Genomic DNA, 22,993 nt, shown 5'->3' on the forward strand with positions numbered 1-22,993 from the left:
TCCGTAAACCACTTTCATAAATTATTGAACAATTGGGACAACTATATCATGTTTTAATAAAAAAATAAATAGGAATGATTTTGGGTGATATCATTTTCAGTGAAAACTCTCTCCTTTTTAAGAAGAGAGCTCATCATATTGTTCCTTAGATAATAGTACTTCCCTCGGTTTGCTTCCTTCATACGGCCCGACGACGCCCCGTTCCTCCATTGCGTCAATCAGACGGGCAGCTCTCGTATATCCGATTCTGAACCGCCTTTGGAGCATGGAGACTGATGCCGTCTGCATGCCGATAATCAAATCGACCGCTTCGTCATAGAGATCATCCGTTACTTCACTGTGTGTTTCCGAAACTTCTTCCGGAATCATCTCTTCTTGGTACTGCGCTTTTTGCTGCGTAATGACATGATCAACGACATGCTCAACCTCTTCATCGGATAAGAATGCCCCTTGCACACGCACCGGCTTATTTGCGCCTACAGGCAGAAACAGCATGTCTCCGCGCCCCAGAAGCTTTTCAGCGCCGCCCATGTCTAAAATCGTCCGTGAATCGGTCTGAGAGGAGACACTGAAGGCGATTCTTGACGGGATGTTGGCTTTAATAACACCGGTAATAACGTCGACTGAAGGCCGCTGTGTCGCGATAATCAAATGAATTCCCGCCGCCCGCGCCATCTGTGAAAGTCTCGTAATTGAATCTTCCACGTCGGAAGAAGCGACCATCATCAGATCGGCAAGCTCGTCAACGATGACGACGATGTACGGCAGCTCAGGCTGCTTGACTTCTTCTTCGGCATTTGACCGCTTAATATGATCGTTATAGCCTTCTATATTTCTCGTACCCGTATGGGAGAACAGCTCATAGCGGCGCTCCATCTCATTGACGACCTTTTTCAAAGCCTGCGAGGCCTTTTTCGGATCTGTCACGACCGGCGCAAGCAGATGAGGAATGCCGTTATACACATTCAGCTCAACCATTTTCGGGTCAATCATCATCATCTTCACTTCATGCGGTTTGGCCCTCATCAGAATGCTCGTAATAATACCGTTGACACAGACGCTTTTTCCGCTTCCCGTTGCCCCCGCTACGAGCAGGTGGGGCATTTTGTTCAGTTCGGCAAGCACGGCTTCCCCGGAAATATTTCGTCCCAAGCCGATCAGAAGCTTCGCGTCCGGCTTGTCATTGAGCTTGGATTCAAGCACTTCTTTTAACGAAACCATCGCAACTTCAGCATTGGGCACCTCGATGCCGATTGCCGATTTACCCGGAATCGGCGCTTCGATCCGGATATCCTTCGCGGCAAGCGCGAGCGCGAGGTCATCGCTCAGATTCACGATTTTACTGACTTTGACCCCGACGTCCGGATACACCTCATATTTTGTGACCGCCGGACCGAGATGAACCTGCGTCACTTTCGCCTTTACCCCGAAGCTTTGAAAAGTCCGTTCGAGTTTTCTTGCATTCTCGTAAATGTTTTTCTTATCGGTCTGCTGGCCGGTATGTTTCGGGTCAGCCAGTATGTCCAGTGAAGGCATTTGATAATCTTTATTTTCAAGCTCTGTAAACGTCATCGGCGGAGCCGCAGCCGTTTCGCCACTGTCTTGAGCGCCGCCGGAAGGCTCATCTTTTGCCGCTTGTGCAGCCTCCTGCGTTTTTTCCGGAATCAGCGGTTCGGCGGGCTCTTCCTGACGGTCTGAAAAGCTTGAAATAATCGGCTCTGAATGGATGATCGGCGAAATGATTTCCTCATCCTCTTCCTCCGGTTCAGGCTCTTCTTTTTTCTTTTGAACCCGTTTTTGTTTTTTGCCCGATTTTGTTTTTGTTTTCGGCGAAGACATGTTCGTTCTGACCGTTTTCATATCCTCAAGAAATGCCTGCCATTGACTGCGGATAAACCGGCCGACGGGGCTCGTCCACTTTTTGAGCGTTTCCTGCAGTGAACGGCCCGTTACAAGAATCAGCCCCATTAAGATCAGCACGATCGCCATGATTTGTGAACCCGTTGATGCAAATAAAAAGTGGGAAGCTGCAAACAGTACCGCGCCGATCATGCCGCCGCCCAAATCAGGGGAAGCAGCCTGCTGTTTCATGTCAATCATAAACAGCTCCCACGTGTTGCCGATGACACTTGCCGACCGAATCGACCCGTGATGAGACAGATTTTTAAAGAGCTGCACGTGAGACAGCAGCAATATACTGGCGATAATACAGTACAGCCCTGCCTTTCTTCTCGTTAAAAGGCTTGGACTCTTCTTTTTCCAAAACAGCGAAATTCCGAGAAGGAAGAGCGCAATTAAGCATAAAATAAACCACTCTCCGGCAAAAAAACGGAACAAGTACACAAATGTCTGTCCCACAACGCCGAGCTGCAAAACAGCAATAATTGAGATTGCAACACAGAGCAGTCCGCTTAGTTCGTATTTTAGATTGAGCTTACTCTCTTGTTTCTTTTTAGATTTCCGTTTTTTCTTTGCCACACTCATCACCTTACTGCGTTAAAAAATGTAAAATCATACATCATGAAGAAAAGCAGCCTTTTGCCGGCTGCATTTTTCTGTAGGATTCCCCTATTATAGCATATTTTGCCCCCCGAGAAACGGACTGAATGCCGGTTAGATTTTCAGCTTGATTTTTTGTCCCGGAGCGATGTCCGGATTCAGAAAATCCATCGGGTTCGTACTTAAAATCTGTACGACTTCAGCTTCATTTCCCTTCATCTCAACTAGCAGCGGCACGCCGGCGTAATCTACCTGTTCATGCACGCTTTGCTCTATATCCTGACCGTAAACGACTTCTTGGGGCATGACGGTATAAAGGATCATTGAATCATCCTTCCTTCCTCGCCCTTTCGTTCCTCAATCAGCTGATTCAGCTTTTTTATCGCCTGTCCGACGCCGCCCACGGCATCAATTAATCCGTAATCAGCCGCATCTTTCCCGACTACGTTCGTCCCGATGTCCCTGGTTAAGTTTCCTTTTGAAAACATCAGCTCTTTGAATTTTTCTTCGGAAATATTTGAATGATGGGTCACAAAGTTGACGACCCGCTCCTGCATTTTGTCCAAGTATTCAAATGTTTGCGGAACCCCGATAACCAGACCTGTAAGCCGAACGGGGTGAATGGTCATAGTCGCTGTTTCCGCGATAAAACTATGATCACATGACACGGCGATCGGCACACCTATCGAGTGTCCCCCGCCGAGTACGATTGAGACGGTCGGTTTTGATAAGGATGCGAGCATTTCCGCAATCGCAAGCCCCGCTTCCACATCGCCTCCGACGGTGTTTAAGATGATCAGAAGTCCTTCGATTTTCGGATTTTGCTCAATGGCGACGATTTGCGGAATGACGTGTTCATATTTGGTTGTTTTATTTTGCGGCGGGAGCTGGACGTGCCCCTCAATTTGGCCGATGATCGTCAGGCAGTGAATATTGCTATCTTGGGACATTTGCGGCAGAGATGTCTCTCCCAGCTGCTGAATTTTGCTCATAATGCTGTCTTTCGCATCTGATTTTTCGGGCTGCTGTTCTTCGGTGTTTTCCATACGATGATCCATTTTATCTTTCACCCTTTCCGAATGTCTCTTTGTATTATGAACAAAGATGATGATTTCCATCCGGGACATGAACAAAAACAAAGCCGGAGCATCATGCGCTCCGGCTTTGTATACATTATACTTCCATAATGATCGGAATGATCATCGGCTTGCGTTTTGTTTTTTCATAAAGGAATTGATTCAGCGCATCACGCATTGCTTGTTTCAGCGTGGACCATTCTACGGCAGATGTTTCCGTCGCTTCAGTCACGATAGAGCGGACGAGCTCAGTAGCTTGTACAATTAGACCCTCTGATTCTCTGACATACACGAAACCGCGCGTAATGATCTCAGGACCTGATACGAGGTTCTTTTTCTGCTTATCGAGTGAAATCACGACGATGAGAATGCCGTCTTGTGACAATAAGCGGCGGTCTCTCAGCACGATGTTGCCGATGTCGCCGACTCCGAGGCCGTCAATCAGAACGTTTCCGTACGTGACTTTATCCCCGATTTTCACATTCTGGCCGCGGAATTCAACGACGTCACCTTTTTCAATCAAGAAAATGTCGCTGCGTTTCATGCCGATCTCTTCTGCGATTTTGGAATGCGCTTTTTGCATTCTGAATTCACCGTTAACCGGAATTAAATATTTCGGTTTCAGCAAATTAAGCATGAGTTTCAATTCTTCCTGCGAACCGTGACCGGACACATGCACGCGCTTTTGGGCGAAAATGACTTGAGCGCCGGCGCGGGCAAGCAGGTTGACGGTTTTGGAATATATCAATTCATGCCCCGGAATCGGTGTTGATGCAATGACAACGGTGTCTCCTTCTTCAATGTTAAGCTGCTTGTGCGCCTGCTTGGCCATCCGCGTAAGAGCGGCCAGCGGCTCACCATGGCTTCCGGCTGTAACAATTGCCACTTCCCGCTTCGGATATTTTTTCACATCCTGCACAGGAATAAACATTTCATCTTCGGCTTCAATATAGCCGAGCTTGCGCCCAAGCTGAAGCACGTTTTGCAGATTTTTTCCGGCGATTGCAAGTTTGCGGCCGTTCTGGACGGCAGCCTGTATCACTTGCTGGATCCGGTTGATATTAGACGCGAATACAGCAATGATGACACGGTTTTCTGAATTGTTCATCGCATCGGAAATTTCACCGCTTACATATGCTTCGGACGGAGTATACCCCGGGCGCTCCGCATTGGCGCTGTCAGAAAGCAGGGCGAGCACGCCGCTGTTTCCGATTTTGGCAATTTCGCCAATATCACATGATTGGTGATAAGCAGGCGTCTGGTCAAATTTAAAGTCTCCCGTGCATACAATAGAGCCAAGTGATGTTTTGAAGCTGACTCCCACTGAATCCGGAATACTGTGAATCGTTTTAAAGAACGATACTTTCGTTGATTCAAATGTAATGACTGATTTAGAGTGAACTTCACGCAAATCAGCTTTTCGATTATGCCCGTACTGCTTGAGTTTTTCTCTCAGTAATGCAAGCGTAAGCTTCGTTCCGTATACCGGCACCGACAGCTTATTCAATAAATAAAAGACGCCCCCGATGTTTTCATCGTGCCCGTGTGTCAGAAAGATGGCCTTCACGCGGTCAGCCCGTTCTACTAAGTAGGAAATATCCGGAATGACGACATCAATACCGAGCATTTCATTTTCAGGGTGCATCAGCCCTGCATCCACTACAAATATGTCTGAGTCAATTTCAATGACATATAGGTTCTTCCCAATTTCTCCAACGCCGCCAAGGGCGATAATTCTGACGTTTTCTGTATTTTTCTTTTTCAAAATCTGTATCCTCCTAGTCTCATACCCGTCCATCATCACTTGTTCCTATTATAACTGATATCAATTTTAGAAAACAAGAAGAAGCGGAAGGTTTAGGGAAAACCAATATGTATACAAAACGGTCAAACTCACGATAAAAATGAGAATGACCGCGTATTTTAACTGTATAAATTTTTTCTTACAGTTCGCTGATGACGCTGCTCAGGCTCAGACGTTCATCTTCATTCAGCGGGATAAGAGGAAGACGCACAGATCCGACATCAAGGCCTTTCAGCTGTAGCGCCGTTTTGACCGGAGCCGGATTAGGCGCTTTAAAGAGCTCCTTCATGATCGGCAGAAGCTTCTGATGAATCATTGCCGCGGTTGCCGTCTGCCCGTTCGTATAGTTTTTAATCATCTGCTGCATGTCAGAACCTACGATATGGCTGGCCACTGACACGACTCCTCTTCCGCCGACTGCGAGAATAGGAAGCGTTAACCCGTCATCACCTGAATAGACGTAAAAATCTTCCGGTGTTTCGGCAATGATTTTCGTAATGGCATCAAGATCGCCGCTCGCTTCTTTAATCGCAGAGATATTCGGAATCTCCGCAAGTCTGATGGCCGTTTCCGGCGCAAGCGAAGCGACCGTTCTGCCCGGCACGTTGTAAAGCATCACAGGAAGAGACGTTTCTTCAGCTATGGCTTTAAAATGACGGTACATCCCCTCTTGGGAAGGCTTATTATAATACGGCGTGACAAGCATAACGCAATCGACGCCGGCTTCTTCAGCTTTTTTTGTCAGTTTAATGGAGTCTTTCGTATTGTTGCTTCCCGTACCCGCAATAACAGGCACGCGTCCGTTCACTTCTTTGACTGTAAATTCAAAGAGTGCAATTTTTTCTTCCGTTGAAAGTGTCGGGGATTCGCCGGTCGTGCCTGCGACGACTAAAGAATCCGTGCCGTTTTTCAACAAATAGTCGATTAATGTAGACAGTTTTTGAAAGTCTACATTCCCTTTACTGTCAAAGGGGGTAATCATCGCTGTAGATATATTTCCGACATTCATTTTTTTCACCTCATCATGATTCAATCACATTTACTTTGAAAGTTCAAACACTTCATGCAGCGCATTTACGGCCGTTACCATATCTTTTTCATGAACGAGCACCCAGATCGTCGTATGGCTGTCGGCAGATTGCAGAATCGGAATGCCTTTATCAGAAAGTGCGGAGACGATTTTAGACGTGACACCCGGAACACCCATTATTCCGGCGCCGACCGCTGACACTTTCGCACAGCTTTCCGTCACTGTCGGCTCATATCCTAATTCAGCCAAAATGCTGCGCGCGGCTTCCGTTTTACTGCCGGCTACGGTATATACGATTTCACTCGGCGTAATGTTAAAGAAATCTACGCTGATTCCGGCATTTGCCATTGCTTTAAAGACTTCAGTCTGAACGTTGTATTGCCCCATTTTGGCGGGAACCTTAAATTGCGTCACATCTTTCACATGGGCGATCCCCGTGATCAGCCGTTCGAATACATCGCTGCCGATGTTAGACGAATGATGGGACGTCACCAAAGTGCCTTTGTCTTTTGAATAAGTGGAGCGCACGCGGATCGGCACCTTTGCCTGCATGGCGATTTCCACCGCGCGCGGATGAATGACTTTCGCGCCTTGATAGGCAAGGTTGCAGATTTCCGTATATGTGACGTTCGGAAGCGGCTTAGCATTTTCCACGATTCTCGGATCGGCTGTCATAACGCCTTCCACGTCCGTAAAAATGTCGATAAACTCAGCATCTACCGCCGCGCCGAGCGCCGCTGCTGAAGTATCGCTTCCTCCTCTGCCGATCGTCGTCGTGTCGCCTTTTTCAGTCGCTCCCTGAAATCCCGCGACAACGACAGCGTCATGGCTGGCGAGTGCAGCGAAAAGCCGCTCTGTTTTCATTTCTATAATTTTGGCGTCAGTATGCTGGGCATTGGTTAAAAAGCCGGCCTGGGCTCCTGTTAAAGCTGCGGCTTTTATGCCGTTTTCCTTCAGCATGCTGGAAAAAACAACGGACGAAATCGTTTCTCCGCAAGACAGAAGCATATCCTGCTCTCTCGGAGAAATGTCGGACTGGCTGCCGTAAAGGAGCCCGATTAAAGAATCTGTCGCGTACGGGTCTCCTTTTCTTCCCATCGCCGATACGACAACAACAACTTTATAACCTTCACTGATGGCATCTTTAATGTGTGCTAGCGCAAGCTTGCGGCCTTTGTCATCTTTTACGGATGTTCCGCCGAATTTTTGAACAATGATCTTCACTATTTTCACTCCAAATTAGTCTGACGTAACAGAAGAGAGCAGGCAGAGCCTTACTCTCTTCTGTTCGCCTATAGAAAATACGTTTGTTTTATACGAGGTTCAGTTTTTGCAGGCTTTCCGCGATTTGAACTGAGTTCCAAGCGGCGCCTTTTAACAGGTTATCAGAAACAACCCACAAATGAAAACCGTTTGCTCTGTCCAAATCTTTACGGATTCTTCCTACAAATACATCGCGTTTGCCGACGCAATCAGCAGGCATCGGGTAAAGCTGCTCCGCCGGATCATCCTGAAGCGTAACACCCGGAGCTTCTTTTAAAAGCTGTTTAATATCTTCAACGGTTGCGTCATCACGGTCAAGCTCAATGTAAACAGATTCTGAGTGCCCTGTTTCAATCGGCAGTCTGACACATGTCGCAGCCACTTCCAGCTTCGGCATATGCATGATTTTTTTCGTTTCATTAATCATTTTCATTTCCTCAAACGTATAGCCGTTATCTTGGAATTTATCAATTTGCGGAATGGCGTTAAATGCGATTTGATAATGCTTTTTGTCGCCTTTAACCGGCATAATGGACGGTTCTGCAGGTTCATTGTTTAAAATCGCCTTTGTCTGGCTGTACAATTCCTTCGCCGCTTCATTGCCGGCCCCGGACACAGCTTGGTAAGTAGATACAATGACTTTTTTCAAACCGTACGCTTTGCGGATCGGTTCAAGCGCAGCCACCATCTGAATCGTTGAACAGTTAGGGTTGGCGATAATGCCGTTATGTTTGTGCAGATCACCTTCGTTCACCTCAGGCACCACGAGCGGTGTATTTTCGTCCATCCGGAATGCGCTGGTATTGTCAATCACGATGGCTCCCCGTTTTACAGCCTCAGGCGCCAAGCTTTGTGATACGCTTCCGCCGGCGCTGAATAACGCGATATGAACGCCTTCGAAGCTTTCAGGAACAGCTTCCTGCACTGTATATTCTTCGCCTTTAAACGTTACTTTCGTACCAGCAGAACGCTTTGAGGATAGTAGTGTGAGTGTTTCGATTTCAAAGTTTCTGTCTTCCAGTGTTTTCAGCATTTGCTGTCCTACGGCTCCCGTCGCTCCGACAACTGCTACGTGTAATCCTCTTCCCATCTGTAAAACTCCTTCCGCCAATTAAGCATCATTTGTTGAATTGACTTTGCATTTTACGTTTTATTTTACCATAGAATAGTCACGGATTGACCGAATTTTTTTATTCCGGAATGATTTTCTGTCATCATGATTTTTTATTCATGATGGTGTACGAGCACCGGCTGAACTTGCTGGTGCAAAAGAGCTTTTTCTACCGTAATCGGAAGGAGATCCATTCTGGCGACGAGCGATGTCGGTTTTTTCACGTGGTCGTCCTGGCCGAACGGGATGAAATATATGTTTTTTGCGGACATCAGCCTCATTAAATTCGTTCCGTTTAAACCGAGTCCGTCGTTTGTCGAAATTCCGAGCACGACCGGGCGGCCGTTGCGGATCGTGGCTTTCGCAGCCATAAGGACGGGGCTGTCAGTCATCGCATTTGCGAGTTTGCTCATTGAATTTCCGGTTAAAGGGGCGATGACCATGCAGTCGAGCGGAAGTTTCGGCCCGAGAGGCTCCGCTTTTACGATGGAATCAATCGCCTCAAAGCCTGTTGCTTCTTCAATTTTTCTGACCCAATCTCCCCCCTCCCCAAAGCGGGTATCGGTCGATTGAACGGTTGATGTCACGACCGGCCGGACTTCAGCTCCTTGACTGATAAGCGCCTCTATTTGCGGAAAAACTTCCTCATATGTGCAATGCGAGCCGGTTAATCCGAATCCGATTCTTTTCCCTTTCAGAGACATGGTTATTTCCCCTCTTTCTTTAAGTCTGCCAAAAGCTTGCTCAATACGTTCGCAATAATCTGTCCGGCTGTTTTCGGGGCCACAATTCCCGGAAGACCCGGAGCAAGCAGCGCTTTAATGCCTTGTTTTTCAGCATATTTGAAATCCGTTCCGCCCGGACGGGATGCTAAATCCAAAATCAAGGTCTTCGGCGTCATGCGCGATAAAACGCTTTGATTCAGAATCAAGCTCGGTACGGTGTTAATGCAGATATCAATATCATTTACATGTTCAGTAAGCTCTTCAAGTTGAAAAGGAGAAAGCCCCATTTCCGTTATACGGGCCAAATGAGCCGAACTCCGCGCGCCCACTTTTACCTTCGCCCCTAACGCCGCAAACGTCCGGGCGATCGTCATACCGGTGCGCCCCATGCCGAGAACGGCGACATTTGATCCGTGAATGGTATAATCCGTATGCTGAATCGCCATCATGATTGTTCCTTCAACAGTGGGAATCGAGTTGAATATCGCGATATCGTCCCGTTCAAATAATTTCACAAGTTTGCGGCCGGCTTCGCTGGCGATCCCCTCAAGATACGCGTTGGAGATGCCTGAATAAATGACGCAATGCTCCGGTGTCCGCTCAAGATAGCTCTGCTTTAATACCACTTCTTCATTTGAAAAAACCGTGGAAACAACGCCTTCTCCGGTCGTTGCCGATACGGGCAGGATGATACTGTCTATTTTTTGAAAGGGAATCTCATCGATTTTGCATTTGACGGTTCCTGTAAAACCGTCATCCAATTGGTCAAACCCTGCAAGATAAATATCGGCATGCTGTTCTGTCAGCTTTCTTATAATCTCAAGCTGTCTTGCGTCACCGCCAATGATCGCAATTGTCAATCCGGTTAACATCTGAAACGTTCACCTTCTTTACAGTTACTGGATCTTTTAAGTGTCATCCTCCTCTTCATCGTATGTGCAAAGAGAAAGGGCGGTGAATGTACAGCGTCTTTTTCATGAAAAAAGCACCGGCTGTATGAGCCGGTGCTTGCAAAAAATGAATAAGATCTACTCTTCGGGAGGCGTGATCTCCCCCGGAACGTCTAAAATGATCATGTCTGATCCGATTTTTTGGATATGATTCCAGGGGACGCGGATGTCGTGGCCTTGTTTTCGCAATCCGAACCATTTTACCGTCGGTATCAACAGCGCGGTAATTTGTCCGTCCTGTTCATTAATTTCCAAATCGGTCTGGCCGAGCACGCCGAGCCGCTCTGCCCGTTTAATGTCCACAATTTCTTTACCTGAAAGTTCACTGAGCCTCATGATAGCCACCCCCTTGTACTATATGACCCGGAGCAAAAAAAAATGCCTGCCCCGTATAGAGGCAGACTGCTTTTCCGATTAAGACGAGGCCGGCATATTGCCGGTCGGGCTGATGAGCGATAGTGCGTAATCATCCGTAAATAAGCGGCGGCTGAGGCCGTTGACGCTTTCCAGGCTGACCGCATTTAATTCAGTGATAATTTCATCCATGGTCTTATGCTTTCCGAGCAGGAGTTCGTTTTTCCCGTTCCGGCTCATTTTGCTGTTTGTGCTCTCTAAGCTGAGCATTAAGCTCCCCTTCATTTGCTCTTTGCTGTTTTCCAGCTCTTTCGGGGTGATACCGTCACGTTTTAGAACCGATAACGTTTCCTGAATGGTTTCAGACAGAAGTCCGAGCTGATTCGCGCCGGTGCCTCCGTAAATCGTCAGCATACCGCTGTCTTCATAGGAACTGTGATAGCTGTATACAGAATAGGCCAGTCCTTTATCTTCGCGCACATCCTGGAAAAGACGGCTGCTCATGCTTCCGCCCAGCACGTTGTTTAAGACGATCAAATCGTAAATGTCCGGATCTCCGACTTTCAGGCCTTTGAAACCGAGACAGAGATGCGCCTGTTCGGTGTCTTTTTTTCTGGTCAGCTTTTCATAATGAAACTCAGGCTCGCTGATGCCGCTTGCTTTGCCCTTCGCTTCGTATGTACCGAACCATTTCTCCACGTCTTTAATGAATTGTTCCGTTACATTTCCGGCGACAGAAATGACGACGCGGTCCGGCGTGTAAAAGTCATCCATATGCTGTCTGAGAGAATCGCCGTTAAATGACGAAAGCGTTTCCTCCGTCCCGAGAATCGGGTAGCCGAGCGAATGATTGCCGTATGTCGCTTTGCTCAGCAGATCGTGGACAATGTCATCCGGCGCGTCTTCATACATTTTGATTTCTTCATATACGACGTTCTTTTCTTTTTTGAGCTCATCTTCGTCAAAAGCAGAATGAAAGAACATATCAGCCAGCACATCAAGTGCGTAGTTTGCATGCTCATCCAGCACTTTGGCGTAATAGCACGTATATTCTTTTGAAGTGAAGGCATTCACTTGGCCGCCTATCCGATCGAAGGATTCTGCGATTTCCCGTGCGGACCTGGTATTTGTTCCTTTAAAAAACATATGCTCAAGAAAGTGCGAAATACCGTTTGTATCCGGCGTTTCATGACGTGACCCCGTCCCGATCCAGACACCGATTGCCACAGACCGCACCGTTGGATTATTTTCAAGCACAACTCTTACACCGTTTTGGCATGTATAGCGTTTTATCAAGTCTGTTCCTCCTATTCAAAAGACAGGCAAACTGCCGCCTGCTACTTCATCAGCCTGTTTTCATCCATTAAGTCAGACACTGAGCCGAGCGCGTAGCCTTTTTCTTTGATTTTTGCAATCAGTGTATCCAGGCTTTTCGCAGTCGGATCAGTCGGATGCATTAAAATCATGGCTCCATTATGTATTTTGCTCAACACCCTTGTTTGTAAAACAGCCGGAGACGGTTTTTGCCAGTCAATGGTGTCCACGGTCCACATGATGGTGCCCATTCCTTTTTCCGCCGCAAGATCGACCACGGCTTTTCTGAAGCTGCCGCTTGGCGGCGCAAACCATTTCGGCTTTATGCCTAGCGTCTCGCTGATTTGTGCATTGGTTTTGTCAAGCTGTTCGGAAATGCTTCCTGAAGTCAGTTTGCTCATATCAGGGTGATTGTATGAATGATTTCCGATTTCATGTCCGTCTGCCGCTATTTTTTTCCCCAGTTCCTGATTGTTTTTCAGCCATTTCCCTTCAAGAAAGAAAGTTGCTTTGACCTGGTGCTGCTTCAGAATAGGCAGCATTTGCTCCACGTATTCATTTCCCCAGGCGACATTTATCAGGAAAGCGACCATCGGTTTGTCGGGATTTCCTTTATAAATGGGTTCGGGCGCGAGAGAATCAAGATGGACTTTCGGTTTTACCTGCTCATAGACAAGGCCGTCTTCGTGAAATTCTCCGTCCTTTTTCATTTGTTCATAGGATTTTTCCACATTGACTTTTAAACCGTTATATCCCGGTATACTCTTCCATATTTTATCAATCCGCGCGTCTTGCGGCTTCACTTCATACTCTGACGCTTTTTGCAGTAATTCTTCATAGAGCGGATCTTTTGATGCTGACACAGTTACAGCGTCTTTTTTCATTGCGTCTATGTAATCAACTGTATACGGGTTTTTTAACATTTCAAACGAAACAAAAAAAAGAAATAAAAAAACGGCAAACGGCACGAATTTTTTCAACATGTCCTTCCCCCCTCCTCACACATTATGTATGAGGAGGACAAGGTAGAACCCGTCTGTTGTCTTTCTCAAAATAAAGAAGCCGGGTCTCCCAGGCTCCTTGTTAGGTTTTCATTTAAGATTGTTGTTGTTCCTGTTCTTTTTCTTTCTCTTCGCGCAGCACTGCTTTACGCGACAGATTCACTCGTCCCTGTTTGTCAATTTCAGTTACCTTCACAAGGATTTCGTCACCGATTTTCACAACATCCTCAACCTTGCCGACCCGTTCGAGCGCTAGTTCAGAGATGTGAACGAGACCGTCTTTTCCGCTGAAGATTTCAACGAAAGCGCCGAATTTCTCAATCCGTTTGACTTTACCGAGGTAAAGCTGGCCGACTTCGACTTCTCTGACAAGATCTTCGATGATTTTTTTCGCTTTTTGGTTGCTGCTTTCATCAGTAGAAGAAATAAAGATGGTGCCGTCTTGTTCAATGTCAATTTTAACACCGGTATCTTCAATGATTTTGTTGATTTGTTTACCGCTCGGTCCGATAACGTCACGGATTTTATCCGGATTAATGTTCATCGTTAAAATTTTCGGCGCATATTGAGAAAGTTCTTTTCTTGATTCACCAAGCGTGCTGAGCATGCTGTTCAAGATTTCCATTCTTCCTTTTTTCGCCTGCTGAAGCGCTTCTTCAAGAATTTCTCTTGAAAGGCCTTCAATTTTAATGTCCATTTGCAGCGCTGTCACGCCTTTTTCCGTGCCGGCTACTTTAAAATCCATGTCACCGAGGGCGTCTTCCATCCCTTGAATATCCGTTAATACCGTATAGTACTCGCCTGATTTCACAAGTCCCATCGCGATACCCGCAACAGGGGCTTTAATCGGAACACCTGCGTCCATCATGGCAAGCGTGCTCGCGCAAATGCTGGCCTGTGAAGTGGAACCGTTTGATTCAAGCACTTCGGATACGAGACGGACCGTATACGGGAAGTCTTTTTCATTCGGAATGACCGGCTCAAGCGCACGCTCTCCAAGAGCACCGTGACCGATCTCACGGCGTCCCGGTCCGCGCATCGGGCCTGTCTCCCCTACGCTGAACTGCGGGAAGTTATAATGATGCATAAAGCGTTTTGATTCTTCCACGCCTAAACCGTCAAGAATCTGAACGTCCCCAAGGGCGCCTAATGTACAAACGCTGAGCGCCTGCGTCTGTCCTCGCGTAAACAGCCCGGAGCCATGCGTTCTCGGCAGAAGGCCGACTTCTGAAGAAAGCGGGCGGATTTGATCAACGCCGCGGCCGTCCGGACGGACTTTTTCTTCTGTGATCAAACGGCGCACTTCGTTTTTCACGAGTTTAGACAGTGTCTGTTTCACTTTTTTAATCGTATCTTCATCATGCTCTTCTTCTTCGAATTTCGCGACAACTGCATTTTTCACTTCATTGATCGCGTCTTCGCGAGCATGTTTTTCGTGAACCTGAATGGCGCTGAGAAGATCCGGCTCCGCAAGGCTTTTTACTTTTTCGCTGAGCTCTTCGTCAATTTCATACAGTTCGATTTCCGTTTTCTCTTTGCCGACTGCCGCGACGATTTCTTCTTGGAATGCGATCAGGCGCTTAATTTCTTCGTGACCGAACATAATCGCCTCAAGCATGATTTCTTCAGGAACTTCATCCGCTCCGGCTTCCACCATGTTGATGGCGTCTTTTGTGCCTGCAACGATGAGGTTGATATCACTTTTTTCAAGCTGGTCAACCGTCGGATTGATGACGAATTTCCCGTCAATGCGGCCTACCGTCACACCCGCGATCGGGCCTTCAAACGGGATATCGGAAACGCAAAGAGCGAGTGATGAACCGAACATTGCAGCCATTTCAGATGAGCAGTCCTGATCAACACTCATGACAATGCTGATGACCTGTACTTCGTTGCGGAATCCGTCTGCGAAAAGCGGGCGGATCGGACGGTCAATCAGACGGCTGGCTAAAACGGCCTTTTCACTTGGACGGCCTTCTCTTTTAATAAAACCGCCCGGAATTTTACCTACTGCATATAATCTTTCTTCATAGTTAACGGTAAGCGGGAAAAAATCTAGCGGTTTCGGTTCTTTTGATGCGGTTGCTGTGCTGAGCACTGCAGTATCGCCGTAGCGGACCATGACAGCGCCGTTTGCCTGTTTGGCAAGCTGGCCGGCTTCTACTGTAAGCTGTCTGCCGGCCCAATCTATGGTAAAGACATGTTTCTCTTGTCCCATTCGATTACGAGCTCCTCTCTTAATGTGTGAAATAATCAATTACTCCTATTATGAACGAAATGAATTGAACATATCAATGTCAAAGTAGTATGTAAAAGGATTTCATTGTTTTTTATCATTATTTTTTTCGCTTTAATACGATAAAAAAGCGGGAATCCTCCCGCTTTTTACGATTATCGACGTAAGCCTAGTTTGTTAATTAACTCACGGTAACGAGTTACGTCTTTATTACGCAGATACGTAAGAAGATTACGACGTTTACCTACCATTTTAAGAAGACCGCGACGTGAGTGGTGATCTTTCTTGTGAGTACGCAAATGCTCGTTCAAGTTGTTAATTGAGTCTGTTAGGATAGCGATCTGAACTTCTGGAGATCCAGTATCAGATTCGTGTGTTTTGAACTCACTGATGAGTTGATTTTTACGCTCTTGAGTAATTGCCATCCTGTTTCACCTCCATATCATAATTAGCCCCAGTTACCTAGCAACCGTCGGTGACTTCGGATTGCCAAGCAATGGTTTTAAGACTACGAAACATATGATACTAAAAATCGCGCCCATATGCAAATCTTTTAGAAGAAAATTTGTGTACTTTTGATGTTTTTTCCGTTATTTGCTGAAAAAACGGATCGCTTCTTGTTTGTCTTTCCCGATCTGAGCCGTCAGTTCATCGATGCCGTTAAACTTCCGTTCGCTTCGGATTCGTTTGTACCACTCGATTTTAACGTCTTCTCCGTATACATCCTGTTGAAAATTAAACAAATGTACTTCAATTGACGGCTGATCGGGACGCTTTTCATAAAAGGTCGGTTTGTAGCCGATGTTGCAGACGCCTTCATACACCTCGCCTTTTATTTCGGCTTTCACTGCATACACGCCTGTCGGCGGCACGATATAACTGTTGTGCAGGCCGACATTCGCGGTCGGAAAACCGATGGTGCGACCTCTTTTGTCTCCGTGAATCACAGTGCCCCGGACAAAATACGGCTGGCCGAGAAGAGTGTGCGCAAGTTCAACGTCACCATCCTGCAGCGCTGACCGGATATAAGTGGAGCTGATCTTTCTGTCCTGCTCGGTCTGTTTCTCGACAGTCGTGCATCCGGCCTTGCCGTTTAAATCGTCCGGCAGCGTCTCCATCGTGCCTTTTCCGTATTTTCCGTACGTAAAATCGAAGCCTCCCACAGCGTGCCGCGCGTTTAACCCTAAAATATACTCCTCGGCAAACTGTTTTGGAGACAGAGACGCAAACGCTTCATCAAACTTTACGACATACAGCACATCAGCGCCTAAACGCCCGATCTGGCTGATTTTATCTTCAAGCGGCGTAATCAGATCCTTTGGCTCTTTGTCCCTGCCCAACACATGGGAAGGGTGGGGATGAAACGTCATAACGGCCAGCGACAGGCCTTTTTCTTCGGCTATTTGTCTGGCTGTTCCGATTACTTTCCGGTGTCCCAAATGAACGCCGTCAAAGTAGCCGAGCGCCATGACAGACGCCGGCTGCTCTTCTTTTTGTAAATGATGCGGATGAGAAATATGTATCGTCTTCACAGAACGGTCACCTTTTTTCTTATTGTTCGCTTTTTTGCATGAGCACTTTAGCCGGTTTCAGCAGTCCTTTTTTTGAAGGATGCGGCATATAAATGGCCACACATTCTCCGTCTTCAGTACAGAGCGCTATACGGGCGTCAGCTGTCATTGCAGAAAATTCCGCCGGGATGTCAAACACTGACCCGTTTTCAGCTTTCTTAGCTAATGTATCACTTATGACCCATTTCGGCAAATGATTGAGCGCTCTATCGATCGGCACGGCATGCTCTGCAACCGTTCCGTCTGAAACCTGCTGTTCAAGTTCCTCAAACGTGAAACACTCATCAAGGCTGAAATCGCCGGAAGCGGTGCGGATGAGATGCGACATATGCGCGGGATAGCCGAGTTTTTCACCGATTGTCACCGCCAATGTTCTCACGTAAGTGCCCTTTGAGCACGTGACTGTAAAGCGGAATGATGCTGTGTCTTCTTTATAAGTGACAGGGGAAGTGAGCGCGATATCTTCAATCGTGATATTCCGCTTCGGCCGCTCCACTTCAATACCGGCTCTGGCGTATTCATAGAGCTTTTTCCCGTTGACCTTTACAGCGGAATACATCGGCGGCACTTGCTCCTGCGGTCCCTTCAGTTCGTCTAAAACGGCTTTGATATCCGCTTCTTTCAGCGGCTCCTTGACAGGTTTTACGCTGACCGTTTCTCCAGTCTGGTCTTCGGTCGATGTGGAGAAGCCGAGAGTGATCTCAGCATCGTACGTTTTTGACTTGTCGGTGACGTACTCAACAATCTTTGTGGCCCGTCCGACACAGATCGGCAGTACGCCTGACACTTCCGGATCAAGCGTTCCCGTATGTCCGACTTTCTTTGTTTTTAACAGTTTTCTTATTTTCATTACACAGTCGTGAGAAGTCATGCCGACCGGTTTATGTAAAAGGAGAACTCCGTTAACCATATGTCTTTCGCTCCTTTGTTATCAATTGTATCCCGTAAAACGCAGAAAAGAGGACAGACGACACTCGCCCATCCTCTTTCCTTGTTATTCAGACGGTTTATCTGAATGCAGTTCGTGAATCAATGTTTCAATACGGTTGCCGTACTCAATTGATTCATCAAATTCAAATTCAAGCTCAGGCGTTTTGCGGAGTCTGATTCGGCTGCCGATTTCGGAACGGATAAATCCTTTCGCTTTCTCAAGCCCTTTCAGCGCCTCCTCTTTCTTTTTCTCTCCGCCGAGAACGGAGATATACACCTTCGCTATTTGTAAATCACCTGAAACACGTACGTCTGTTACAGTGAGAAATCCGATTCTCGGGTCTTTCAGCTTTCGGCTGATAATATCCCCGAGCTCTTTTTTCATCTGCTCGCCGACACGGTTTGCTCTCATACTCAATTCAATCACCTCTAAGTTAAAACCACTCTGTTCTAGTGATCGTCCGTTCTATTTCGGGAAAGGAGTCAATAAACGCGAGTACGCGCTGGATCTCCTTTTCCGCCTGAACGTGAGAGGAGGAGACGACAGCGATTCCGAAGCTGGTCCGCTGCCAAGTGTCCTGATAGCCGATTTCTGCGGCCGACACGTTGAACTTATTCTGAACCCTCGTTATAATCCGCTTCAGAACGGCTCGTTTCTCCTTTAATGATCCCGCATCATAAATGATGCATTCACATTCCGCAAATCCGATCACTTTCTTTCGATTTCCTGCATGACATACGCTTCAATGATGTCGCCTTCGCGAATGTCATTGTATTTCTTAATTGTAATACCACATTCATATCCTTGTGAAACTTCTTTCACATCATCTTTGAAGCGTTTCAGAACGTCTACTTCCCCTTCGAAGATGACCACGCCGTCACGGATCAGGCGGAGTCCGCTGTCACGTGTAATGTGGCCGTCTGTTACATATCCGCCGGCAATCGTGCCGATTTTCGACACTTTGAATGTTTGGCGCACTTCAACCTGGCCGATGACTTTTTCTTCGTATTCAGGATCAAGCATTCCTTTCATCGCCGCTTCAATTTCTTCGATGACTTTGTAAATGATACGGTGAAGACGGATATCTACATTTTCAGCTTCAGCCGTGCTCTTAGCATTTCCGTCTGGGCGCACATTAAACCCGATAACGATTGCATTTGAAGCAGATGCGAGAATGATGTCTGATTCCGTAATCGCACCGACGCCTGTGTGAATGATTTTCACTTTTACGCCTTCTACTTCAATTTTTTGAAGAGCGGCTGTTAACGCTTCGGCTGAACCTTGAACGTCAGCTTTTACGATTAAATTGATGTCTTTGACATCGCCTTGTTTAATTTGTTCAAACAGATCATCGAGGCTCAGCTTCGCTTTGTCGCTGCGCTGTTCTTCCAGTTGCTTGGAAGCGCGTGCTTCACCGACAGAACGGGCTGTTTTTTCGTCTTTAAAGACGAGGAATTGATCGCCAGCCTGCGGTACGTCGTTTAAGCCCGTGATTTCTACAGGTGTGGACGGTCCGGCTGTTTTCACGCGGCGGCCGAGATCATTGACCATGGCCCGCACGCGGCCGAATGTATTTCCGACAACGATCGGATCTCCGACATTCAATGTTCCCGTTTGAACGAGAAGTGTCGCGACAGACCCTCTTCCTTTATCGAGCTCAGCTTCAATAACCGTTCCTTTTGCCTGACGGTTCGGATTGGCTTTCAGCTCTTCCACTTCACTGACAAGCAGAATCATTTCGACAAGCTCGTCAATTCCCTTGCCTGTAAGAGCGGACAGAGGAACGAAAATCGTTTCTCCTCCCCATGCTTCAGGAACGAGTCCGTATTCAGTCAGCTCCTGCATGACACGGTCAGGGTTCGCGCTTTCTTTATCCACTTTATTCACGGCAACGATAATCGGAACCTCAGCCGCTTTCGCATGGTTGATGGCTTCGACTGTCTGCGGCATAACGCCGTCATCAGCCGCTACGACTAAAATGGTAATATCAGTTACTTCCGCACCGCGTGCACGCATTGTTGTGAACGCCGCGTGTCCCGGAGTATCTAAGAACGTGATTTTTTTGCCGTTTTCTTCGATCTGGTAAGCCCCGATATGCTGGGTGATTCCGCCGGCTTCACCTTCAACAACTTTTGTTTTTCTGATGCTGTCAAGGAGGGTCGTTTTCCCGTGGTCAACGTGGCCCATGATCGTCACGACAGGCGGACGGATTTGAAGATCTTCTTCTTTGTCAGCCTCTTCATATTTTTCAAGCTCAGTTTCTTCAAGCACAATCACTTCTTCTGTTTCTACACCGTATTCAGATGCGATCAGTTCGATTGTGTCTTTGTCAAGCTCCTGGTTAATGGTAGCCATTACGCCCAGAAGCATCAGTTTTTTAATGAGTTCAGACGGCTCTTTGCCCAGTTCCTCGGCTAAAGCTCCGACTGTTAAAGAGCCGGAAAACGTAATTTTCTCAGGAAGCTCTTTTTTCGGCTTCAGCGGTTTTTGCTGATACTGATTTTTGTTGTTATGATTGCGTTTGTTTTTGTTTTTGTTGTTGTTGTTATTCTTCTTGTTTTTGTTAAATTGATTATTCTGCACGTCATTCTTCTTTCCGTCTCGAATTTTGTTTGGTTGATTCCCAGCAGGCTGCTGATTAATCCCTTGCGGCTTGTTTTTGTTCGTTTCCGCAGGCTTCTGAGATGTAACGCCGGCGCCGCCTTTTTTAAATTTCGCATCAAGCTGCTTAATGGTCTTTTCTTCAAGCATTGCCATATGGTTATTTACTACTATATCCATGTTTTTCAGCGCAGTCAAAATTTCCTTGCTTGAAACATTGATGGCTTTTGCATATTCGTAAACTCTCATTTTAGCCATTCGTTCACCCCCAAAAATATTAATCGAGCAAGCTGATCAGCTTATTCGCAAAACCTTGGTCAGTGACGGCGACAACGACACGTGATTCCTTGCCGATAGAGCGGCCGAGATCAGCGCGGCTTTCGACTTTTTTATAAGGCACTTTATAATAATTGCATTTATCGGATACTTTTTTTGCAGTATTCGCAGATGCATCTTCTGTCAGCAGAACAAGTTTTGCACGCGCATTTCTAATTTCTTTTATAACCAAGTCCTCGCCCGACACGACCTTACGAGCTCGATTGGCCAGACCCAGCAAGGGAAACCATTCCATTCCAGACATGTTATTTTTTCACCTTTTCCGCCAGTTCCAGCAATTCTTCGAAAATCTGGTCATCGATTTGTGATTGAAATTGATTTTGCAATGTGTTTTTCTTTTTCGCAGCTAAGATGCATTCTTTCTCAAGGGTGATATAGGCACCCCGCCCGTTCTTCTTTCCGGTCGGATCGACTGAAATCTCTCCTTCTTTAGAACGGACAATTCGGATCAGTTCCTTTTTAGGCTTCATTTCCCCCGTTACCACGCATTTGCGCAGAGGAATTTTTTTTCGCTTATTCACCTAAAGTCACCTCTTATTCATCCGATTCGGCTGTTTCAGGCTCCATAAAGAGCGGCTCTAAATCGTCATCTTCTTCATGCTCTCTCGGATAGATGCCAAGGTCTCTTGCATCCGTTTCACTTTTGATATCGATTTTCCAGCCTGTCAGTTTCGCAGCTAAGCGGGCGTTTTGCCCTCTTTTTCCGATTGCCAGAGAAAGCTGGTAATCAGGAACGATGACAGTCGTGGCTTTTTCTTCTTCGCTGACGATGACATCCAGCACTTTAGACGGGCTGAGCGCATTGGCAACAAATTCAACCGGATCATCAGACCAGTTGACGATATCAATTTTTTCGCCTTTCAGTTCATTGACGATCGCCTGCACGCGCTGACCTTTAGGACCGACGCATGAACCGACCGGATCAACGTCAGGGTCATCAGTGCGGACGGAGATTTTAGAGCGGTCGCCCGCTTCTCTGGCAACGGATTTCAGTTCGACCGTTCCGTCATAAATTTCCGGCACTTCGATTTCAAAAAGACGCTTCAACAGACCAGGGTGCGTTCTTGATACATAGATCTGAGGCCCTTTTGTCGTTTTTTCGACTTTTGTGATAAATACTTTAATCCGATCGTGCGGTTTATAGCTCTCATTCGGCATTTGTTCATTGACGGGCAGCAGCGCTTCAATCTTACCGAGAGACACGTAAATAAACTTGCTGTCTAAGCGCTGTACAATTCCCGTCATGATGTCTTCTTCACGATCGATAAATTCTGAGTAAATCACGCCGCGCTCAGCTTCACGGACACGCTGCGTCACCACTTGTTTCGCCGTCTGCGCAGCAATGCGGCCGAAGTCTTTCGGCGTTACTTCTATTTCAACGACATCTCCGACAAGGTAGTTCGGATGGATGTGCTGGGCGTCGTCAAGCGAGATTTCAAGTCTTGAATCGTATACCTCGTCTACGACATCCTTTCTTGCGAACACGCGGATCGTGCCCGTCTCACGGTTCAGATCGACCCGTACGTTTTGCGCCTGGTTAAAATTTCGCTTATACGCGGAAATTAAGGCAGCTTCAATTGCTTCGATGATAATGTCTTTACTGATGCCTTTTTCTTTTTCAAGAATAGTGAGAGCATCTAATAGTTCACTGCTCATGTTAGCGGTCTCCCCCCTTAAACACTAATACTTCATTCATTAAAATGTTACAGCTAATCTTGCGTTAGCTATTTTTTCATACGGAATATTGACCCGTTTCTTTCTTGTTTTGACCGTCATCTCTATTGTAACAGTTTGTCCATCGAATTCAGCCAATTTGCCTTCAAACACTTTTAAACCGTCAATCGGTTCGTACGTTTTCATGTACACATTTTTGCCCAGTGATTTTTCGAAGTCGGCTTTTTTCTTTAATGGACGCTCGGCTCCAGGAGAAGATACTTCAAGAAAGTAGTTCTGGGTGATCGGATCGGCCTCATCCAGCTTTTCGCTTAACGCTTCGCTGACTTTGGCGCACTCCTCAATATCAACACCGTTCTCGGAATCAATAAACACGCGAAGGAACCAGTTTTGACCCTCTTTGACAAATTCAATGTCTACGAGTTCAAGCTGAAGGTCATCCAGTATGGGCTGAGCCATTTCTTGAACGGTATCAGTCACTTTTTTGCTCATGTTTTTCCTCCTTGTGCTGTCGATA

General features: G+C 46.8%; 23 protein-coding genes. All 23 read right to left on the bottom strand.

Going from position 1 to position 22,993, the window contains the following annotated elements; genetic code table 11:
* Positions 1 to 117 precede the first annotated feature (117 nt).
* Positions 118 to 2,478, bottom strand: a complete 2,361-nt coding sequence (locus tag D5S11_RS04580) for an FtsK/SpoIIIE family DNA translocase (protein WP_038463873.1) — start codon at positions 2,476 to 2,478, stop codon at positions 118 to 120.
* Between the two features lie 135 nt (positions 2,479 to 2,613).
* Positions 2,614 to 2,823 carry a YlzJ-like family protein gene (locus D5S11_RS04585; RefSeq protein WP_003154161.1) on the bottom strand — a complete coding sequence of 70 codons (210 nt, stop codon included), beginning with the start codon at positions 2,821 to 2,823 and terminating at the stop codon, positions 2,614 to 2,616.
* Positions 2,820 to 3,557 (bottom strand): ClpP family protease, encoded by a 738-nt coding sequence (locus D5S11_RS04590; RefSeq protein WP_040238970.1) that lies wholly within the window; start codon positions 3,555 to 3,557, stop codon positions 2,820 to 2,822. Before D5S11_RS04590 ends, D5S11_RS04585 begins: the two co-directional genes overlap by 4 nt.
* Before the next feature lie 115 nt (positions 3,558 to 3,672).
* Positions 3,673 to 5,340, bottom strand: coding sequence for a ribonuclease J2 (gene rnjB / locus D5S11_RS04595; protein ID WP_007409811.1), 1,668 nt, complete (start codon positions 5,338 to 5,340; stop codon positions 3,673 to 3,675).
* Positions 5,341 to 5,518: 178 nt separating this feature from the next.
* Positions 5,519 to 6,388: a 4-hydroxy-tetrahydrodipicolinate synthase gene (dapA, locus tag D5S11_RS04600; RefSeq protein ID WP_108724971.1), complete on the bottom strand. Its 870-nt coding sequence runs from the start codon at positions 6,386 to 6,388 to the stop codon at positions 5,519 to 5,521.
* A 30-nt stretch (positions 6,389 to 6,418) separates the two neighbouring features.
* Positions 6,419 to 7,633 (bottom strand): aspartate kinase, encoded by a 1,215-nt coding sequence (gene dapG, locus D5S11_RS04605; RefSeq protein WP_003154168.1) that lies wholly within the window; start codon positions 7,631 to 7,633, stop codon positions 6,419 to 6,421.
* 88 nt (positions 7,634 to 7,721) lie between these two features.
* The gene (asd, locus tag D5S11_RS04610) at positions 7,722 to 8,762 is read right to left on the bottom strand and encodes an aspartate-semialdehyde dehydrogenase (protein ID WP_003154169.1); all 1,041 of its coding nucleotides are present in this window, start codon (positions 8,760 to 8,762) and stop codon (positions 7,722 to 7,724) included.
* Positions 8,763 to 8,896: 134 nt separating this feature from the next.
* On the bottom strand, positions 8,897 to 9,487 hold the full coding sequence (gene dpaB / locus D5S11_RS04615; protein WP_007409809.1) for a dipicolinate synthase subunit B: 591 nt from the start codon (positions 9,485 to 9,487) through the stop codon (positions 8,897 to 8,899).
* Positions 9,488 to 9,489: 2 nt separating this feature from the next.
* Positions 9,490 to 10,380 carry a dipicolinic acid synthetase subunit A gene (gene dpaA, locus D5S11_RS04620; protein ID WP_007409808.1) on the bottom strand — a complete coding sequence of 297 codons (891 nt, stop codon included), beginning with the start codon at positions 10,378 to 10,380 and terminating at the stop codon, positions 9,490 to 9,492.
* A gap of 156 nt (positions 10,381 to 10,536) precedes the next feature.
* Complete coding sequence (locus D5S11_RS04625) at positions 10,537 to 10,794, bottom strand: YlmC/YmxH family sporulation protein (RefSeq protein ID WP_003154176.1); 258 nt, start codon at positions 10,792 to 10,794, stop codon at positions 10,537 to 10,539.
* Between the two features lie 78 nt (positions 10,795 to 10,872).
* Complete coding sequence (locus D5S11_RS04630; protein ID WP_012117570.1) at positions 10,873 to 12,108, bottom strand: M16 family metallopeptidase; 1,236 nt, start codon at positions 12,106 to 12,108, stop codon at positions 10,873 to 10,875.
* A 41-nt stretch (positions 12,109 to 12,149) separates the two neighbouring features.
* Positions 12,150 to 13,109 (bottom strand): polysaccharide deacetylase family protein, encoded by a 960-nt coding sequence (locus tag D5S11_RS04635; RefSeq protein ID WP_047935720.1) that lies wholly within the window; start codon positions 13,107 to 13,109, stop codon positions 12,150 to 12,152.
* Between the two features lie 112 nt (positions 13,110 to 13,221).
* Entirely contained in the window at positions 13,222 to 15,345 is a 2,124-nt protein-coding gene (gene pnp / locus D5S11_RS04640; RefSeq protein WP_007611468.1) for a polyribonucleotide nucleotidyltransferase, read from the bottom strand.
* Positions 15,346 to 15,518: 173 nt separating this feature from the next.
* Entirely contained in the window at positions 15,519 to 15,788 is a 270-nt protein-coding gene (gene rpsO, locus D5S11_RS04645) for a 30S ribosomal protein S15 (protein WP_003154182.1), read from the bottom strand.
* Positions 15,789 to 15,953: 165 nt separating this feature from the next.
* Entirely contained in the window at positions 15,954 to 16,895 is a 942-nt protein-coding gene (ribF, locus tag D5S11_RS04650; RefSeq protein ID WP_007409804.1) for a bifunctional riboflavin kinase/FAD synthetase, read from the bottom strand.
* Positions 16,896 to 16,914: 19 nt separating this feature from the next.
* On the bottom strand, positions 16,915 to 17,844 hold the full coding sequence (gene truB, locus D5S11_RS04655; RefSeq protein WP_020955830.1) for a tRNA pseudouridine(55) synthase TruB: 930 nt from the start codon (positions 17,842 to 17,844) through the stop codon (positions 16,915 to 16,917).
* An 84-nt stretch (positions 17,845 to 17,928) separates the two neighbouring features.
* Positions 17,929 to 18,282: a 30S ribosome-binding factor RbfA gene (gene rbfA, locus D5S11_RS04660; RefSeq protein WP_003154185.1), complete on the bottom strand. Its 354-nt coding sequence runs from the start codon at positions 18,280 to 18,282 to the stop codon at positions 17,929 to 17,931.
* A 16-nt stretch (positions 18,283 to 18,298) separates the two neighbouring features.
* A complete protein-coding gene (locus D5S11_RS04665) occupies positions 18,299 to 18,577 on the bottom strand; it encodes a DUF503 domain-containing protein (protein ID WP_003154188.1) in 279 nt (92 codons plus the stop codon).
* Entirely contained in the window at positions 18,574 to 20,724 is a 2,151-nt protein-coding gene (infB, locus tag D5S11_RS04670) for a translation initiation factor IF-2 (RefSeq protein ID WP_007611462.1), read from the bottom strand. Before infB ends, D5S11_RS04665 begins: the two co-directional genes overlap by 4 nt.
* Before the next feature lie 19 nt (positions 20,725 to 20,743).
* Positions 20,744 to 21,046 (bottom strand): YlxQ family RNA-binding protein, encoded by a 303-nt coding sequence (locus D5S11_RS04675; RefSeq protein WP_003154192.1) that lies wholly within the window; start codon positions 21,044 to 21,046, stop codon positions 20,744 to 20,746.
* A gap of 1 nt (position 21,047) precedes the next feature.
* The gene (rulR, locus tag D5S11_RS04680) at positions 21,048 to 21,323 is read right to left on the bottom strand and encodes an RNase P modulator RnpM (RefSeq protein WP_003154193.1); all 276 of its coding nucleotides are present in this window, start codon (positions 21,321 to 21,323) and stop codon (positions 21,048 to 21,050) included.
* Positions 21,324 to 21,336: 13 nt separating this feature from the next.
* Positions 21,337 to 22,458: a transcription termination factor NusA gene (nusA, locus tag D5S11_RS04685; protein ID WP_003154195.1), complete on the bottom strand. Its 1,122-nt coding sequence runs from the start codon at positions 22,456 to 22,458 to the stop codon at positions 21,337 to 21,339.
* A gap of 39 nt (positions 22,459 to 22,497) precedes the next feature.
* Positions 22,498 to 22,968 (bottom strand): ribosome maturation factor RimP, encoded by a 471-nt coding sequence (gene rimP / locus D5S11_RS04690; protein WP_007409801.1) that lies wholly within the window; start codon positions 22,966 to 22,968, stop codon positions 22,498 to 22,500.
* Positions 22,969 to 22,993: the final 25 nt, after the last annotated feature.

It is taken from the genome of Bacillus sp. L75 (assembly GCF_003676355.1).
Taxonomy (GTDB): Bacteria; Bacillota; Bacilli; order Bacillales; family Bacillaceae; genus Bacillus; species Bacillus velezensis.